This window comes from Vibrio chagasii (assembly GCA_041879415.1).
Taxonomy (GTDB): Bacteria; Pseudomonadota; Gammaproteobacteria; order Enterobacterales; family Vibrionaceae; genus Vibrio.
Genome location: CP090851.1, coordinates 1,158,356 through 1,176,061 on the forward strand (window position 1 = coordinate 1,158,356; position 17,706 = coordinate 1,176,061).

At 43.8% G+C, this 17,706-nt stretch carries 14 protein-coding genes; 4 read left to right on the forward strand and 10 right to left on the reverse strand.

Features of this window, described 5'->3' with window-relative positions; all coding sequences use genetic code 11:
- Positions 1-269: 269 nt before the first annotated feature.
- From L0991_05010 to L0991_05025, 4 genes are all read right to left on the reverse strand, one after another.
- The gene (locus L0991_05010) at positions 270-1,034 is read right to left on the reverse strand and encodes an amino acid ABC transporter ATP-binding protein (protein XGB63428.1); all 765 of its coding nucleotides are present in this window, start codon (positions 1,032-1,034) and stop codon (positions 270-272) included.
- Between the two features lie 22 nt (positions 1,035-1,056).
- Complete coding sequence (locus L0991_05015; protein ID XGB63429.1) at positions 1,057-2,154, reverse strand: amino acid ABC transporter permease; 1,098 nt, start codon at positions 2,152-2,154, stop codon at positions 1,057-1,059.
- Position 2,155: 1 nt separating this feature from the next.
- Entirely contained in the window at positions 2,156-3,361 is a 1,206-nt protein-coding gene (locus L0991_05020; protein ID XGB63430.1) for an amino acid ABC transporter permease, read from the reverse strand.
- A gap of 147 nt (positions 3,362-3,508) precedes the next feature.
- Complete coding sequence (locus L0991_05025) at positions 3,509-4,537, reverse strand: amino acid ABC transporter substrate-binding protein (protein ID XGB63431.1); 1,029 nt, start codon at positions 4,535-4,537, stop codon at positions 3,509-3,511.
- Positions 4,538-5,018: 481 nt separating this feature from the next.
- On the opposite strand from L0991_05025, the gene L0991_05030 reads away from it, so the two are divergent.
- The gene (locus L0991_05030) at positions 5,019-5,960 is read left to right on the forward strand and encodes a siroheme synthase (protein XGB63432.1); all 942 of its coding nucleotides are present in this window, start codon (positions 5,019-5,021) and stop codon (positions 5,958-5,960) included.
- A 186-nt stretch (positions 5,961-6,146) separates the two neighbouring features.
- Here L0991_05030 and L0991_05035 read toward each other — a convergent pair whose 3' ends face one another.
- Together L0991_05035 and L0991_05040 are read right to left on the reverse strand one after the other, a co-directional pair.
- Entirely contained in the window at positions 6,147-6,629 is a 483-nt protein-coding gene (locus tag L0991_05035) for a YajQ family cyclic di-GMP-binding protein (protein XGB63433.1), read from the reverse strand.
- Positions 6,630-6,641: 12 nt separating this feature from the next.
- A complete protein-coding gene (locus L0991_05040) occupies positions 6,642-7,700 on the reverse strand; it encodes a 3-deoxy-7-phosphoheptulonate synthase (GenBank protein XGB63434.1) in 1,059 nt (352 codons plus the stop codon).
- A gap of 207 nt (positions 7,701-7,907) precedes the next feature.
- Here L0991_05040 and L0991_05045 point away from each other — a divergent pair, with 207 nt between their 5' ends.
- Together L0991_05045 and L0991_05050 are read left to right on the forward strand one after the other, a co-directional pair.
- A complete protein-coding gene (locus L0991_05045; protein ID XGB63435.1) occupies positions 7,908-8,795 on the forward strand; it encodes a phosphoenolpyruvate synthase in 888 nt (295 codons plus the stop codon).
- A gap of 176 nt (positions 8,796-8,971) precedes the next feature.
- A complete protein-coding gene (locus tag L0991_05050) occupies positions 8,972-9,457 on the forward strand; it encodes a DUF4442 domain-containing protein (protein XGB63436.1) in 486 nt (161 codons plus the stop codon).
- A 101-nt stretch (positions 9,458-9,558) separates the two neighbouring features.
- Here L0991_05050 and L0991_05055 read toward each other — a convergent pair whose 3' ends face one another.
- Positions 9,559-10,914 (reverse strand): hypothetical protein, encoded by a 1,356-nt coding sequence (locus L0991_05055; protein ID XGB63437.1) that lies wholly within the window; start codon positions 10,912-10,914, stop codon positions 9,559-9,561.
- A gap of 28 nt (positions 10,915-10,942) precedes the next feature.
- Here L0991_05055 and L0991_05060 point away from each other — a divergent pair, with 28 nt between their 5' ends.
- Positions 10,943-11,851 (forward strand): S1-like domain-containing RNA-binding protein, encoded by a 909-nt coding sequence (locus tag L0991_05060; protein ID XGB63438.1) that lies wholly within the window; start codon positions 10,943-10,945, stop codon positions 11,849-11,851.
- 313 nt (positions 11,852-12,164) lie between these two features.
- On the opposite strand, the gene rsmF is transcribed toward L0991_05060, so the two are convergent.
- The 3 genes from rsmF to L0991_05075 form a co-directional block, all read right to left on the reverse strand.
- The gene (gene rsmF / locus L0991_05065) at positions 12,165-13,586 is read right to left on the reverse strand and encodes a 16S rRNA (cytosine(1407)-C(5))-methyltransferase RsmF (protein ID XGB63439.1); all 1,422 of its coding nucleotides are present in this window, start codon (positions 13,584-13,586) and stop codon (positions 12,165-12,167) included.
- Between the two features lie 159 nt (positions 13,587-13,745).
- A complete protein-coding gene (locus L0991_05070; GenBank protein XGB63440.1) occupies positions 13,746-16,403 on the reverse strand; it encodes an MlaD family protein in 2,658 nt (885 codons plus the stop codon).
- On the reverse strand, positions 16,390-17,664 hold the full coding sequence (locus L0991_05075) for a paraquat-inducible protein A (GenBank protein ID XGB63441.1): 1,275 nt from the start codon (positions 17,662-17,664) through the stop codon (positions 16,390-16,392). Before L0991_05075 ends, L0991_05070 begins: the two co-directional genes overlap by 14 nt.
- Between the last annotated feature and the right edge of the window lie 42 nt (positions 17,665-17,706).

The following is a 17,706-nucleotide window of genomic DNA, read 5'->3' on the forward strand; positions in this document are numbered from 1 at the left end:
TAGTTATTAGTACATTTATGGGGCTGAAAGTTCGAAAAATCAAGTCTTACAGTCCACTTGTATACTTAAAATAATAATCAAAATAGCTGGTTAAGTATTTCTGAAGGTGTAACAAAGTATGTCTTATGCTGATATCAAAGTGCCACGGACACCCGATGTTTAACCTTTATACTTGCGTTACCTATTTATATCCTCCTATAAACCAACTATCAATTTGAAAAATAAAAAGGCGACCTCAGCCGCCTTTCTTAATTATGCATCATAACACCTTAATGGTGTAAGATTTGACTTAAGAAGTTTTGCGTTCTGTCTGACTGCGGATTTTCAAAGAAGTCGACAGGGTTGTTCTCTTCTATGATTTCCCCGGCATCCATGAAGATAACTCTATCGGCAACCTCCTTAGCAAAACCCATCTCGTGCGTTACACAAAGCATGGTCATGCCTTCTTCTGCCAGCTCAACCATAACATCTAGAACTTCACGAACCATTTCTGGATCGAGCGCTGATGTTGGTTCATCAAACAGCATTACTTGTGGGTTCATACATAGAGAACGTGCAATCGCTACACGCTGTTGCTGACCACCAGAAAGCTGACCTGGGAACTTGTCTGCTTGCTCTGGTATCTTTACACGTTCTAGGTATTTCATCGCAATGGCTTCAGCTTCTTCTTTCGGCATCTTTTTCACCCAGATAGGGGCTAGGGTGCAGTTCTCTAGTACCGTAAGGTGTGGAAATAGATTGAAGTGCTGGAAACACATGCCAACGTCACGACGAACGGCTTCGATGTTTTTTAGATCTTCAGTCAGCTCATTGCCAGACACAAAGATGTGTCCTTTTTGGTGTTCTTCTAATCGGTTGATACAGCGAATCATCGTTGATTTGCCTGAGCCAGAAGGGCCACAGATAACGATTTTTTCGCCTTTTTTAACTTCTAAGTTGATGTTCTTAAGAACGTGGAACTCACCGTACCACTTGTTCATGTCTTTAAGTTCAATCATTAACTCTTGCGATTCTGGGTTTAGTTGTTGCGTCATAATACGTCCTTGATCTTATTAACTATCGTTTGTGACCGGTGTGAAGTCTGTTTTCTAGCCATATCGAGTATCTCGACATGCCAAAACAGAACACCCAGAACACTAACGCGACAAATACATAACTTTCTGTTGCGAAGCCTAACCACTCAGGGTCGGTGTTCGCCGCTTGACCAATACCCAGTACATCGAACATACCGATGATAAGTACCAGACTGGTATCTTTGAACAAGCCAATGAATGTGTTCACGATTGATGGGATTGTGATTTTCAGCGCTTGAGGAAGAATAATCAGCCCCATCTTTTTCCAATAGGTTAGACCAAGAGCATCTGCAGCTTCGTACTGTCCTTTTGGAATAGCTTGCAGGCCACCACGAATAACCTCGGCCATATAAGCGGCACTAAATAGAACCACACCTACTAGCGCACGGAATAACTTGTCGGTCTCAGAACCCGCAGTAAGGAATAGTGGCAGCATTACAGATGCCATGAACAGCACCGTAATCAGTGGGACACCACGCCAAATTTCAATGTACACAGTACAAATACTACGGATGATCGGCATTTCAGAGCGACGGCCAAGCGCCAATGCGACACCAATCGGTAGTGACACAACGATACCTACTAACGCAATGATAAGCGTAACAAGTAGGCCACCCCATTTGTGCGTATCAACAACTTCCAATCCAAATACACCGCCGTATAGCAAGCCAGCAATGATGAATGGGTAGATGTTTACGAAGAATAACCAAATCCAAGTGCGTTTAGGTGTCTTCTCGTAGGCTAATAGCGCGACAAAGATAGCCAATGTTGCGTAGAAAAGGCGAGGGCGCCACAGTTCAGCTTCTGGATAGAAGCCATACATGAACTGATCCCAACGTACGCTGATGAACACCCAGCAAGCCCCTTCACTAGTACAAGCATCACGTGTTGTTCCGACCCAGTCTGCATTTAGGAAAGCCCAATCGAATGTTGTCCAGAGTAGTGAGAAAGCGATGTAACCTAGAACAACGGTAACGATACTGTTGATTGGCCCATTAAAGAGATTCTTTCTTAACCAACCGACTACACCAACGGTATTAGCGGGAGGTGGAAGATCCGGTTGAAATTGATGTGTGCTCATATTATCTCTCCACCAATGCTACTTTACGGTTATAGATATTCATTAACGCAGAGGTCAATAAGCTTAGCGTTAGGTATACACCCATGGTCATGGCAATAATCTCGATTGCTTGACCTGTTTGGTTGAGAGTCGTACCTGCAAACACAGAAACTAAGTCAGGGTAGCCAATAGCCATTGCTAACGAAGAGTTCTTAGTGAGGTTTAAGTATTGGCTGGTTAGCGGTGGAATGATGATTCGCAGCGCTTGAGGAATAATAACCAGTTTTAATGTGCGAGCTCGAGGAAGACCTAGAGACATCGCAGCTTCTGTTTGACCGTGGCTAACCGCATTAATACCAGAACGTACGATCTCTGCGATAAACGATGCCGTATAGATACTCAAGGCCAATACAAGAGCGGCCAATTCAGGGATGATGCTGATACCACCTCTAAAGTTAAAGCCTTTCAACTCTGGATATTCCGCCGAGATTGGCATGCCAAGAACAAAGTAGACAACCAGAGGTAGACCAACGATTAAGCTCAATGCGATTCGAAGCATTGGGGTTTGTTGCCCCGTCAGTTTCTGTTTGTTGTTAGCCCAAATATTAATGATGATGGTGGCAATGATGCCAACAATTAACGCGCCGATAACGAAGCTGCTTCCTTGTTCAAGAATAGGAGCAGGTAGGTAAAGGCCACGCACATTTAGGAAGATAGCTTCACCCAAACTGAGACTTTGTCTTGCCGATGGGAGAGCTTGAAGAACCGCGAAATACCAAAAGAAGATTTGAAGTAGTAGTGGGATATTTCGGAAGATTTCAATGTATACCGCTGCAAAACGGCTCACTAACCAGTTAGATGACAGTCGAGCGACGCCCATAGTGAAACCAAGTACCGTGGCTAGAATAATACCTAGTACCGATACCAAAGCGGTGTTTAATAAGCCGACAACGAAAGTTCTACCATATGAGAAGGTTTCGTCATACTCGACGAGGGTAAGGCCGATACCAAAACCCGCCTCTTGACTCAAAAAGTCAAAACCAGTGGCGATGCCTCGGGCTTCCAGATTGGTAAGGGCGTTGTTTACGATAGTATAGAAGAAGGCGCCAAGTGCTCCGATGGCGATGATCTGGAAAACAACAGATCGAAAAGTCGGGTTGTATAACAGGTTAGCACTTTTAGCTTCGGGCTTTTCCTGGGAAGGAGTAAGAGTGTTGTTAGGTTTCATACTGCAATAACCTCAAATCCATTTAATATTTAGGGCGGAAAAACCGCCCTAAATCGTGTTACTCAATTATTCATTTTTCGGGTTGTTGCTATCGAGTTAAAAGGCTTGATAGCAACGTTTACGAACAAGTAATCACGTCGTGTGCTATTAACGGATTGGTGGAGCGTACATAAAGCCGCCCGCATTCCATAACGCATTTACACCACGATCGATTTGAAGTGGAGAACCTGTACCAACAGTACGCTCGAAACTCTCACCGTAGTTACCAACTTGCTTGATGATTTGGTAACCCCAGTCGTCACGAATGCCAAGACCTTTACCTTTAGGACCGTCTACACCAAGAATACGCTTGATGTTTGGATCTTTTGACTTAAGCATTTCGTCAGCATTTTTAGAAGATATACCGTACTCTTCCGCATTAACCATTGCTGAAAGTGTCCACTTAGCAACGTTGAACCATTTGTCATCGTCTTGACGAACAACTGGGCCTAGAGGCTCTTTAGAGATAATTTCAGGAAGTACTTGTGCAGATTTTGGATCAGCTAGGTTTAAGCGAAGTGCGTATAGACCAGATTGGTCAGTCGTTAGCACATCACAACGACCTGCGTCGAAACCTTTAGATGTTTGTGCTGCTGTATCAAATACCACTGGTTTGTAAGACATGCCGTTGTTACGGAAGTAATCGGCTAGGTTTAGCTCAGTCGTTGTACCTGATTGAACACATACAGAAGCGCCATCAAGTTCTAGAGCGCTGGTTAGGCCAAGATCTTTCTTAACCATGAAGCCTTGACCATCGTAGTAGTTAACGCCTACGAAGTTCAGACCTAGAGCCGTGTCACGATGCAGTGTCCATGTTGTGTTACGAGACAGTACGTCGATTTCGCCAGATTGAAGCGCAGTGAAACGCTCTTTTGCTGTTAGAGGTACATACTTAACTTTAGTCTTGTCACCGAGTACAGCCGCTGCAAGAGCTTGACAATACTCAACATCGATTCCTTCCCATTCACCTTTTGAGTTTGGGTTAGAGAACCCTGGAAGACCTGTACTTACACCACAAGTTAAGAAGCCTTGAGATGTGACTTTGTCCAGAGTGCTTTCTGCCGCTGATGCTGATGTTGCCATCATCGCAGTTGATGCAGCTACTACTGAAGCAAGAAGTGTTAGTTTATTTGTCATTTGTATCCTTCCTTGTTAACCAGGTGACACCTGATACTCGTGCTCATTTGAGTTTTTCTATATGTGTTGCGTTTTCTATGACCTTGTTGTTCAAATCAAACGAGTTGCATTTTGCAAATGAAACTGTGTGCGATTTAATCAACTGTTTATAAGGTTAGGAAAGGATCTGTAGTTTCACAAATGTATAATTTAAAAAGATTTTTGAATGAAATCACAAATCCGAACACATTTAGAATGACCAAATGTTAACTGAATGTAAATAGTGAAAAGGTTCACACTGTTGGTGCAACAAGATTTAGATTTTTATATTGATAATCGACTAGATAAAAATCCTGAATGAATCTCACACTGGTGAAAGATTAAACTTTAAAAAGATTGAAATTTGGTCAATAAATATTTTTATTGCACTTCGATAGTTATTAATATGCTCCAAATTTGGTAGCATGGTTGAATAGTTATTGAAGTCATCTCAAGGAAGAACATGCGTTATTTCCCAATGTTTTTGGATGTAGAGAATAAGCCTATTCTCGTGGTCGGTGGGGGTGAGGTTGCTTGCCGTAAAGTGGACAGCTTGCTGAGAGCCGGCGCCGATGTCACTTTAGTGTCTCCCAAGGTAGCACCTTACTTACAACAGCTTGTTGATGAGAACAAACTTCACTGGGTGCAAAATTTTTACTCGTCACAAATCATCTCTAAAGAATACCTTCAAGTATGGGCTACTACAGACAACCCTAGCTTGAATCATCAAGTGTATAATGATGCAAAGAAACTGGGTATTTTAGTCAACGTGGTTGATGATTTGCCATACTGCGACTTCATTACACCTTCAATGATAAATCGTGGAAGAATCCAAATTGCGATCTCCAGTGGTGGTGCATCACCTGTTTTGGTGAGAAATATTAGAGAAAAACTCGAAACAGTATTACCTCAGAATATCGGTCTTCTCGCTGACTTTGGTGCATCAAAACGCAACTCGATCAAAGAGTCGTTTCCTACCGTCGATGAACGTCGCAAGTTTTGGGAGCGCTTTTTATCATCCAGTTTTATCGAGCAGGTAACGGATAGAGAGCAATTAGAAGCGCATTACCAACAAGCGCTGACAGAAGGCGTTGATAGCGAAGGGCAGGTAACTTGGATCGAATTTGAACAAGATGTCGAGTTGTTGTCCATGAAGGCGTTACGCTTAATGCAGGAAGCTGAATTGGTACTGGCTCCCACAGAGTGCCCATTTGAATATGTGGACCTGTGTCGTCGTGATGCAGAAAGAGAAAGCTATGCTAATAGCGGAGAGCTCTCGACTAAGCTTGAGCAAGCAAAAGCTGAAAACTTAAGAGTATGTGTGTTCATCCCACCAGCGAGTGTTGAATTTAACCTCTTGGTAGGAAAAGACTTGAAGCTCTCTTCTGCCAAGGTTCTAAGCTGAAGCTAATAAGCATGGCACTTATAGAAGTCATATCCGTCTAGGGATTGTCATTGCTGCTTAGGGATATGCTTAACGAAACAGCCAGATAAATAAAAAGCCACTTCGCAGGAAGTGGCTTTTTGCTATTTCGAACACAAATTGTGACTAGGATAGAGCAACGGATAAACGTGGTTGCTCAAATCCCAATTAGTCGCGGAAGTTATCGAATTGGAAAGGTTGACCAAGTTCACCGTTACGAACTAGTGCCATTACAGCTTGTAGATCGTCACGCTTCTTACCTGTTACGCGTACTTTTTCACCTTGAATAGACGCTTGAACCTTAATCTTGTTATCTTTAATTAGCTTAACGATTTTCTTTGCAACATCAGTTTCGATACCTTGCTTAAAGATAACCGTTTGGTGCCAAGTGCGACCTGTTTGATCTGCTGCTTTCGCTTCCATCGCGTTAGGATCAACATTGCGCTTCGTTAGGTTGCTACGAAGAATATCGCGCATTTGCTTAAGCTGGAAATCGTCTTGAGCAGTCAGTTTTACCGACTCATCTTTGTAGTCAAAGCTTGCGTCAACACCGCGGAAATCGAAACGAGTCGATAGTTCACGGTTAGCATTGTCTACAGCGTTACGTAGTTCTACTGCTTCTACTTCAGAGATAATGTCAAATGATGGCATTGTGTTATTTCCTTAAGCTAAGTTTCTATCTTTAATTGCTGTTGCAAGCATGTCTAACATTGTCGCGGTATCTTCCCAGCTTAGACATGGATCGGTAATCGACTTGCCGTATTCTAGGTTATTGATATCCGTCATTGGCTGGTTACCTTCTTTAATGAAGCTTTCCGCCATGATGCCTGCAATTTGATTTTTGTTAGATTTAATCTGTTCACAGATGTCTTTTGCAACGTCTAACTGCTTGCGGTGTTGCTTTTCACAGTTAGCATGGCTGAAGTCTACGACTAAACGTTGAGGTAGGTCGAACTCAGCAAGTTGCTTACATGCGTTATCAACAGATTCTGCATCAAAGTTTGGACCTTTATCACCACCACGTAGAATGACGTGACCGTATGGGTTGCCTGAAGTGCGGTAAACCGTCATACGACCATTTTTATCTGGTGAGTAGAAGTAGTGAGAAGCTTGTGATGCGCGAATCGCATCAATAGCGATCTTGATGTTGCCGTTTGTCGCGTTTTTGAAGCCAACAGGGCAAGACAGTGCTGAAGCCATTTCACGGTGAATCTGAGATTCTGTAGTACGAGCACCAATTGCGCCCCAAGTGATTAGGTCTGCAATGTATTGACCCGTGATCATATCAAGGAACTCAGTCGCGGTTGCTAGGCCAAGCTTGTTGATATCAAGCAGAAGCTGACGTGCTTTGTTTAAACCTGTTTCCAGTGCGTATGAACCATCAAGGTTTGGATCGGTAATCAGACCTTTCCAACCTACAACCGTGCGCGGTTTCTCGAAGTAGGTTCTCATTACAACAAACAATTCGTCTTTGTATTGTTCTTGAATTTGGCTCAGGCGCTCAGCGTAATCAAGTGCCGCTTCTGTATCGTGAACAGAGCAAGGGCCTACGATAACTAATAGGCGGTTATCACGACCAGTTAGGATATCTTCGATTTGGCGGCGAGAATTTGCAATACGCTCAGCAACGTCGTCAGTAATTGGGTGTGCGTTGCCTAATTCGGCAGGAGTTGGCATAGGACCCAGAGCTTGGGTTCTCAACTCATCAGTTTTTAATGGCATGTGATAGCTTTTTTATTCTATTGCGAAGTGGTTAAGATAACGGAATTGAACCGAGGAATAAACTCTCTTAAGTCAAAGTTATCTCTGTTATTACTAATATTCTTATTTTTATCAGCAGCCCGACGCTAAATACGGGATTTTCACTTGTATTAACAGGCAGCTATCGGTATTTTCGTTTGAACACAACATAAAAATGCTGGAGCAGCAATGACTCAAGAAAATCAAAGCACTTTGCACCCAGAACTAGTCTTAGGCGATGTGCTGCCTTCTTATAACGATAATAATAATTCTAACCACTTATACGTCTCTCTCTCTGAATTGGTCATGGATCGTGTCTTCTACCATCCAAGTATTGAAAGCCATTTAGATACACTTTCTGATATAGAGAAAACCTCTCTAGACGCCATTCTTGGTGGCAAAAGCGTTGATGAGCATTTCGTTTCTAACTTAGTTACGGCGATTCAAGCGGCAGTTCAACCAAATCATGCTTCTGTACGTATCGCGTTAAGCAACGCTGACAGCTACGGCTTTCGTTCGCTGTTAGGCGGCAATTGCGAAGTGGAAGAAGTAAACCCAGCACTTGGTGTTCGTGGTGTTGCGCGTTATGCGACACAAGAGTACAGCAAAGCCTTTGCTTTGGAGTGTCAGGTAGTTAAGACTCTGCGTGAACAAGGCGTTAATGTAGAAGTGGTGGTTCCTTATGTGCGCGCATTAAGCGACGCGGCTAAGATCATCGATTTACTTGCAGAACAAGGTTTGCCTCGTGGGTTGAATGGCTTGAAGGTGTTGTTCTCATGCGATGTGCCATCTGCGGTTCTACTGAGTGAACGTCTACTGCATTATTTTGATGGTGTGGTAGTGAATGTCGACAGCCTAGCGTCTTTCACACTTGGTGTTGATAAGCAGAATGAAGCGCAGCAACATGCTTTTGACCCACAAAACGAAGCGGTAATTACGTTGCTAGACATGATTGTAAAAGCGACACAGAACGCTAAGAAACCCGTTTTGCTTGTGACGCAAGGCTTGGTTGATTATCCGCGCCTACAAGGTTACATCGCTGATCTTGAAGGTGTTGAAACCGTTGTGACGGCATAATTTAGCTTATTGCTTTAATTAATCAACTTGCTTTATGAGTTGATGCTAAGTGCTAACGCCTTGAGGATAAAAGAGATATCATTGTGTGATGATATCTCTTTTTTGTAACATTTTTTTGACATTTAAATCGTTAGTCGATTAACTGGTCTGATGACTAATTAGGCTAGGTGATTCGAATGTTAACCCCTCTACAAAAAGCAAATTTCTATTTAAGCATGTTTGGCTTTTTCAAAGTCCCACTCATCTGGCTGTGTCGACCAAAGCTTCTGGTACTCGATAACGAGCGTGTAGAGGTGAAAATTCCGCTCAGAAGGCGGACCAAAAACCATCTAAATAGCATGTACTTTGGTGTTTTAGCTGTGGGTGCGGATGTGGCAGGCGGCTTTCTTGCGATGAGTAAATCTCAGCAGCAAGGCGAGAAGATCTCTTTGGCGTTTAAAGAGGTGACAGGTAACTTTCTGAAGCGCCCTGAAGGTGATGTGCATTTCACTTGCACTGATGGTGAGTTGATCAACACTATGCTGGCAGAAACCATGTCGACCGGGGAGCGAGTGAATCAGCCAGTAACCATTGTCGCAACATGCCCGTCTCTTCATGGCGATGAGCCGATGGCAGAATTTACGCTCACGCTTTCTATCAAAAAGATCCCATCTAGAAAGTAGTCACAAGTAGCTGTTCATATGACATTGGGTGGGATTCAAACCAAAAAAAACGGTATGTGAATGTATATCCACATACCGTAATAGTAACATTCGTCTTAGCACTATGACTCTTGTGTGATTTGTTCGATATCGACAATCTTTGAACGGTTCATGACGATCTTCCAACGATAGTAAGTTGGTTCGTTGTCGTGGTTGTTCTCTTTGATGATTAGGTTGAGTAGATGACGCTTCTCAACGGACTCTCGACTCACTTGGCCTTCGTTCAATCGATAAATCTTATTTGAGCCCTTATCCATTAAGCGTGTCAGCGCTCTTAGGCTGATCGATAAGGTTTCCCGCGTTTCCTCATAGCCACTCATAAACGTTGATGTCGACATCTCCGTATGCGAGCGGTAATGCAAGATTTGCTCTTCACGCTGCACCACACGTTTCTTGCGTATCGACTGAATGCGGTCTGCGAGTTTAGAAAAGCTTGCGTAGTCCAACCACTCGAGTTTATGACCAACTGACTTATTGGTCGTTGGATCGTAATAACGGCGTTTCCACTTTGGCTTGCCTTTACGAAGCCAGCGCCAAAGAATATCTCTTAAATCGTCTTTGAAGATCTCGCGTAGCGCATAGATAAAAGACATCGCGACGATGAAAGAAGCGGTAATCTCTCCAAGGAAATCTCGGGCTAAGATAACCGTTGTGGTTACAACTACCATCACTAAGCCTGTCGCAACACCTTTCACGGCTCGTTTCACGTTTTTACCCATCGAGGTGGTTTTCTCTTTGAGTACGATAGGGTGCTCAATTAAACGACGCAGTAAGCGCATTTTGTTACTCAAGCGGGTTACGTCTTCTCGTACCTTGGCTGAGTTGTATCGGTTCAGTTTTCTATGAGCGGTCTCTTTATCGCAAAGGGTTAAAAGGCGCTCTTTAATGGTTGAATACTCGCTACCACGAGGCATGTGTGACACTAGCGATAGGAATTTTTGCTCGGTGTACCAAGATAGGTAGTTGTCGATATTGGCGTAGTAGCGTTTTAAGTTTTCTTCATAAGGGATACTTCGACGCAGCTTCTTTAATATGTCTAAAGCCAGTTCGATAACTTCATCCACTTCGTCTGCCGTTACGTCGTCACTATCATTCTTGTTTAAGCTGCTAACGGCTTTATCTAATGCGATAACATATTGATAGGCGAACAAGCTCAAACTTACACGGTATTGAGTGGTAGAGAGTCGTCCACGTTTTGCCAAACGGCTGTGTACCAGAGGCAGTAGTGTTTTATCACTGTAGTACGCGCGTTTTTGAGTGATTGAGCTATAGAAAAATGCGCTCTCAGAAAGTACTTCTGGAGTGAGTCCAAGTTCACCGGGAATGAATAGATAAACGTCCATGTCGAGCTTTTTTGTCTTAGCCATTGCATGGTTAATTTTGAGTGTTATCGCATCTTGTTTATCAACGGTGATCAACGATGGCTCCTAGAATGTAAAAATATGAATGAAACTAGCGAAAGCATATCAGAGATCACGTATAATCTCCGCCAAATTTAAAGTAGAGACAATCTTGATGATTAATATTGGTCAAATAAACAACTTAGAAGTAGTAAAACAAGCAGATTTCGGTGTATTCCTTGACGCTAGCGACTATGGAACCGTGTTGCTGCCGAAACGATTTACTCCTGAAGGTGTTGAAATTGGTCAAAAGTTAGATGTGTTCTTATACATTGATTCTGACAACCAGATCGCTGCAACGACTGAAAAACCTATCGCACAAGTTGGCCAGTTTGGCTTGATGACTGTTGAAGGTGTAAACAGCACCGGTGCATTCATGAACTGGGGCGTGAAAGGTAAAGACCTACTGGTTCCTTTCAGCGAACAACGTGGTCGATTAAACGAAGGCCAGTCAATCTTAGTATATGTGTACATTGATAAAGCATCTAGCCGTATTGTAGGTACAACTAAGTTTAACAAATGGTTAGACAACACTCCGGCGAATTACAAACGCAACCAGCAAGTTGACTTAATCATCGCTGAACGCAGTCAGTTAGGCTATAAAGCGATTGTTAATGGCGAGCACTGGGGCATGATTTTCCCATCTGACATTATCGGTAAATTGTTTATTGGTAAAACGCTGAAAGGCTACATTAAAAACATTCGTGAAGAAGACGGTAAGATTGACCTTTCTCTTCAGAAAGTGGGTGTAGCTAAGATGGATGACCTAAGCGTTAAGATCTTAGACTTGCTTGAGAAGAAAGGCGGCTTTTTACCTTTGAATGATAAGTCCTCACCTGAAGCGATCTTCTCTGCTTTCAGAACCAGCAAAGGTACATTCAAAAAGACCATCGGTGGTTTGTACAAGGCTGGCAAGATCTCTATCGATAAAGAAGGCATCAGCCTAGCTAAATAAGCCAAACCCTCGGTCAAAAAAAAGCCCAAACTTTCCTGTTTGGGCTTAGGGGAAAGGGCTCCGAAGAGCCTACGCTAATCGTTTCAATTCTTTATTTACTAGATGTAGTTTAGTTTAATTTTCCCAATATGCGATTTTTGACTGTGAAAATAGCGACTTGAATTGATGGTTTTATAATTAAGCGTGCTTCGAAGACCTTTTTGCATAGATCGCATGACTTAAGTTCAATAGAAAAAGCCCAAGCAACGTACGTTGTTTGGGCTTTTTGTTTGTTCGCCTATCTGCCTATTCAGCGGTAGGGCTGGAATTGTGGCTAGAACAGGTTCTTATCACGTACTAATTCTCGTGGCAGACCGTTTTTAACTCGATTGCCAACCCACTTACCAAGGCCAATGATTGCGCCATTGTATTTGACCAGCACTTCACCTTTGCCAGATAAGCCTTCCGGGCGAACATCTCTACCCATGAACCACTCACGAGCATCTTCGATAGTGAGTTCAACGATGTTAGCTTCGTTGCCAGTGGCTAGTGTCGTTGCCACTTGGTGTTGCCAGCGGTAGCCTTTTTTGTGGGTTTCTGCGATCTTGATGCCCATGCGAGAGAAACGGAATTCACCGATCATTGGCTCCAATGCTTCAGGGAATAACCAGACGTCTTTGTCACGAATCCACACCTGAGTATCTGATGGCAGCTCGATATCTAGTGCACTTAAAAGCTGCTCAGCAACTTCTTGTTGTGCTTTCTTCGAAGCCTTCTCGAATGGGAACTTACCTAAACGCTTCTTCACTTCTGGTGGTGTCACAGAAGCTAGTTTTCGGATACGGGCAACGAAGAAGCCTTCAGAGTCATATACCTGAGGGAAGATGTGTAGGAAGCCTTCTTCTGTTGTGGTTGCTTTCGCGTTATCGAATAGGGACTCTAGAGATTCAAATTCCACTGCATCACCAAAGGTCTCTTTTAAGTGATGGCATACTTGTTGGTTTTCTTCTGTGCTTAACGTGCATGTCGAGTAGACCAATACACCATTAGGTTTAAGAGCGTGGAATGCACTTTCAATGAGGTCTTTTTGCGTGTCTGCAATCTCAACAACCGATTGGTACGTCCAGTTCTTCATTGCGTCGGCATCTTTACGAATTGTGCCTTCACCAGAGCAGGGTGCATCTAGCAATACAGCGTCGAACTGTTCAGGTAACCAGCCACCAAATACACGACCATCAAAGTTACTGAGTGCTGCATTTCTTACACCGCAGCGTTCAATGTTAGCGTGAAGCACTTTAACTCGGCTTGCTGCGTATTCATTGGCAACCAACACACCACGGTTGTTCATCAGCGCTGCAATTTGAGTGGTTTTAGAACCTGGAGCCGCAGCGGTATCTAGAACTGCTTGATAGTTCTCTTCACCTTGGAAAAGAGCTGACGGTGGCATCATTGAGCTGGCTTCTTGGATGTAGAACAAACCAGACATGTGCTCGGCAGTGTTACCTAGTGGCGCTTCAGTTTCATCGGCCGTGATCCAAAAACCCGTTTCACACCAAGGTACTGGTTCCAGTTCCCAACCTTTATCTTTTGCGCGCACCAGAAAGTCTTCAACACTGATTTTGAGAGTGTTCACTCGAATACTTTTACGAAGTGGCTTTTGACAAGAAGCGACAAACGAAGCCATGTCTAAATGGCTAGGCATAATGCTTTCAATATGAGTAAGGAATTCTTCTGGGATATATACGTTAGCGTGCAAATGGGTATCTCGATTTTTAGCGTGAATGCGAGCAGTTTAAAGCAAAATGAGGCTGTCCTAAACCAAATTTGCTTTAAACAATAAAAATGCAGCCCTAGGGCTGCATTTAGATGTGAATTGTCGGTTATTCGCTCAGAGGACTGGAGCTATGAGTCAAGCCTATGGACGAGGGATGGCCGTTCTCCACGATTTCCACTCGTCTTCCGCTTTAGGGTACAAGTAGAATGACTGGTCTTCTTCTGCCAAAGGCTGCAGTTCATCGGTTGGCGGTGTTGAGAAAGTAATGCCACCTCTGATTAAGCTATCGACAGTGCCTGCCTTGATGTTTGCACCAGACAAGCCGATAGATACATCTACACCTGATACATTCCAGAACACACTGTTGGCACGAATTAAGTAAGCGAACTCTGGTTTGATTTGAATCGTAGAGATAATACGATCTGCAAACTCACCAAGTTGAACGTCAATCACTGTACCGATTTCTAATTCGCGGAACAGAATTGGCGTACCTTCTGATACCGAACCACGGCTCTCGCTTTGTAGTGTGAAAATCTTGCCTTCAGGTTGAACTGGACCATTACTTAGCTTGAATGCTGTGGTTTTGTTTCCTTTACCCGGTTCAACTTTAATGTGCTTAGAAATCAGAGAAGAGACATTCTTAATCCCGTTCAAACCAATCTCCGGCTCAGCTAGCCAAAAATGACTGCCAGCAACGGCTATTTTATCGACATACTCAGGAAGGATACGAGCCGTAATCTCAATGCCACCTTTAGTGAAATTGGGAACGACTAAAGTCACTTCACCGACATTGACGCCTTGATATTTAATTGGCGTGCCTTTGCTGACTTCTTGATCACCTGACGACGTAATCGTGATGGCACGGCCAAATTTACGCGCAGATTTAGAGTCGTTATAGAGCTTCCAAACATCACCGAGTTTATTGTCGATACCCGGTAGTGAATCAAACGCAATGCCGCCTTGAATTAATGTTTTCACTGGTGCCGCTTTGATACTGATGCCTGATAAAGACGCGTCGACCTCAACACCAGAACGATTCCAAAAAACGGTATTGTTGTTTAGTAGGTGTGTGTAGCGGTTTTCGATGGTAACTTGGATTCTTACGCCGCCGTCAGCAAGCTGAAAATCACTCACACTACCAACTTGTAGGTTGCGGTAGAGTAGTGGGCTACCTTTAGAAATTGATGGTAACTCACTTGCGAACAACGTTAGTGTCTTAGAGCCCGATTGGTTGAGCTTTGCAATCTCAGCGAGTGATTTACTTTGGAAAAGTTGGTAGCTTTCTCTTGTTTGATCTTTACCCTCGCTCACGAAGCTAATAGAGCCTGTCAGTAGCTGTTTTGCTGGTGGGACGGTCACACTTAAGCCTGATTCTGTCAGTTCAGCGCTCGCGCTGCCGGTTACGAAGAAGCGGTTATTACTTTTGATAAGGTGAGCGTATTGATTGTCGATCAGCGCGTCCATGAACACTTCGTGCTTATCGCTTCCGGTACCAACTCCATCAACTAAACCTACTTTGATGATTGAGCCAACAGGTATGCCTTTATAGAGTAGTTGTGTGCCTACATCGAGACCAAAAGAATTGTTCGAGGTAAGGCGAATAGCAACGGATTTTTCTTGCTCTTGGCTATATTCCGTTTTGCGAATCGCAGTGAAACGTCGTGCTTTTTCACCTTCACCTGGCACTAGCGTTAAGAAGTTGCCCGTCACCAAGTTAGCGATGTTCTTCATTCCTGTCAGCGATAGTTCAGCTTCTTCGAGGATGAACTTACTGCCACTGTTAAGGAAATCACTGAACGCAGGTTGGATAGCTGCAGATGCGATGACATTTTCACGACCTTCGCTGAGTGATAAGTCGGTAATTTGACCGATTTCGATGCCGCGGTACATGATTGGAGCGCCAGTTGCACTGATCTTATTATCATCAGGGACAGCAATCTTAATAGAGATACCACGACCAGCGGTTTTTAGATCTGGGTAGAGTTTGAATTTGGTGTTCATCTCAACTGGCTGACCATCTCCAGGTGAGTCTACGGCGATAGAACCACCTAACAGAGCGCTTAGGCTTTCCAAGCGAACATCAACACCAGAAAATCCGATACTTGCACCTAAGCCACTGACGTTCCAGAAACGGCTTTGGTCGGTAATGATATGGCTGTATTCATCTTTAATAGCCGCTTGAATCGTGACTGACTTTCCGCTTTCGTTAAGCTGATAGTTGTAGACCTCACCGATTGGGATTTTACGATAAACAATCTGAGAGCCAACAGAGACGCCGCCCAAATCTTTTGTAGTCAGTGATATGTTCAAGCCATCGGCAGCTAACAAGTCAGAAGGTGCAGACTCCAAAGCTTGGAAAACAGTTTCTGGTTCTTGTTTCGTTTCACTTGGGTGAATTGCAATGTAGTTACCGGATACCAACGCATCTAACCCAGATATTCCAGATAAGCTTGCGGTCGGCTTCACTAACCAAAAACGAGTGCCTTTAGATAACAGCTTTTTTGCTTCCGGATAGATATCAGCATCAACATAGATATTAGATAAGTCTTTCGATAGGGTAATATCGCGGACCATACCCACTTCTAAGCCTTGGTAGCGAATCGTGGTGCGTCCTGCGACTAAGCCTGCCGCATCTGAGAAGTAGATCTGCACACGTTGGCCTGCATCATGGACTGACTTCATGACTAGCCAGCCAGCAAGTGCAACGGTGAGGATCGGCAGAATCCACAAAGGAGAAATCCCTTTGTTTTTTCTGACTTCCGGTGAATATGATGTTTGTGATTGGTTATTGTCGTTCATTCACTGACTCATCTTTAGAGGTATAGTTATCCCAAATTAGCCTAGGATCTAAGCTTTCCGCTGCCAGCATTGTTAGAACAACAACCACGCCGAAAGCGACTGCACCATAACCTGGTGTGAAGTTTAAAATTTGTCCACGGTCGACCAATGTCATCATGATCGAAATAACGAACAGATCCATAACGGACCATTTCCCCACCCATTTCACGATAAAATAGATGGTCATGCGTTGTCTGTGGTAAAGCGCTCGTTTCATTTGAATACAAATCAATATGTAAGCAAGCCCAAGAATTTTGGCCACGGGAACGACAATACTCGCAATAAAAATGATGGCAGCGATGCCGTACATGTCGCTATTAATCAAAGAGGCGACACCTGAAATGATCGTATCTTCGAGTCGTTGGCCGTTTGTAATAAGAATAGATATAGGAATCACGTTCGCTGGCACAATCGCAACGGCGGCAGCAAAAAGCAGTGCCCATGTCTTTTGGATCGAGTAAGGCTTGCGGTGATACAAAGCATGATGACAACGAACACAAGCGTGACCGTCAGGCTGAGAAAGGTGGCAGTTGTGGCAGTGCACGTTCTTGTTTTTGGTAAAACTATATTCCGATTCTTTTGCCCACGCTTCCCAATAGCGGCGAACACTAATTCGGCTCACCAGTAACACGCTAAATAGCTGGAGTAAGATCAGGCCAATTAAACCGGGACCAACAAATATGTCAGAGTAGTCTTGTAGCTTAAAACAGGAGATCGCCACGCTCACTAAGAACACATCCAGCATCATCCAATGTTTTAAGGTCTGAATGATGACCAGCGAGTAGCGAAACGGTGTAAAGAAGCCAAAACGAAGCGAGAAGTGGCTGATTAATACAGAACTACAAACGAGCAACGGCGCTATTGAACTACAGAATAGGATGAGTAAGCCGAGCAGTGGAAAACCTTCATTCATCAAGGTAAATACGCCGGATGGCAGCGTAGCGGGAATCATCACCCCAATAAGACGAATGCTAATGAAATCGAAAAAGTGAGACGGGATAAACAGCAACAAGCAGGTTATCGCGATTGCTAGGTTTCCAGAAAGGCTAGGGGTGCCACCTCGGTAAAGCTGGGTACCACACCTCGGGCAATAGGCGGATTTTCCTAGTGGGATGTCCACCTTGTTGATAGGAAGCTCACAGCCCTGACACAAACGGACAGAGCTACTGTCGCTTTGATGCTTGGTCGTTGATAAACCTTGGGTTACCGATGGGGAGGTCATGCGACCTCCCGCATTGAATGGTATGTCAGTTTAGAAGTGTGG

What these genes read in the sequence shown, in the direction of transcription:
- L0991_05015 (XGB63429.1), bottom strand. Translation starts at nt 2,154, where the DNA reads ATGAGCACACATCAATTTCAACCGGATCTTCCACCTCCCGCTAATACC.
- L0991_05020 (XGB63430.1), bottom strand. Translation starts at nt 3,361, where the DNA reads ATGAAACCTAACAACACTCTTACTCCTTCCCAGGAAAAGCCCGAAGCT.
- L0991_05025 (XGB63431.1), bottom strand. Translation starts at nt 4,537, where the DNA reads ATGACAAATAAACTAACACTTCTTGCTTCAGTAGTAGCTGCATCAACT.
- L0991_05040 (XGB63434.1), bottom strand. Translation starts at nt 7,700, where the DNA reads ATGCCATTAAAAACTGATGAGTTGAGAACCCAAGCTCTGGGTCCTATG.
- L0991_05045 (XGB63435.1), top strand. Translation starts at nt 7,908, where the DNA reads ATGACTCAAGAAAATCAAAGCACTTTGCACCCAGAACTAGTCTTAGGC.
- L0991_05030 (XGB63432.1), top strand. Translation starts at nt 5,019, where the DNA reads ATGCGTTATTTCCCAATGTTTTTGGATGTAGAGAATAAGCCTATTCTC.
- L0991_05060 (XGB63438.1), top strand. Translation starts at nt 10,943, where the DNA reads ATGAAACTAGCGAAAGCATATCAGAGATCACGTATAATCTCCGCCAAA.
- L0991_05050 (XGB63436.1), top strand. Translation starts at nt 8,972, where the DNA reads ATGTTAACCCCTCTACAAAAAGCAAATTTCTATTTAAGCATGTTTGGC.
- L0991_05010 (XGB63428.1), bottom strand. Translation starts at nt 1,034, where the DNA reads ATGACGCAACAACTAAACCCAGAATCGCAAGAGTTAATGATTGAACTT.
- L0991_05075 (XGB63441.1), bottom strand. Translation starts at nt 17,664, where the DNA reads ATGACCTCCCCATCGGTAACCCAAGGTTTATCAACGACCAAGCATCAA.
- L0991_05035 (XGB63433.1), bottom strand. Translation starts at nt 6,629, where the DNA reads ATGCCATCATTTGACATTATCTCTGAAGTAGAAGCAGTAGAACTACGT.
- L0991_05070 (XGB63440.1), bottom strand. Translation starts at nt 16,403, where the DNA reads ATGAACGACAATAACCAATCACAAACATCATATTCACCGGAAGTCAGA.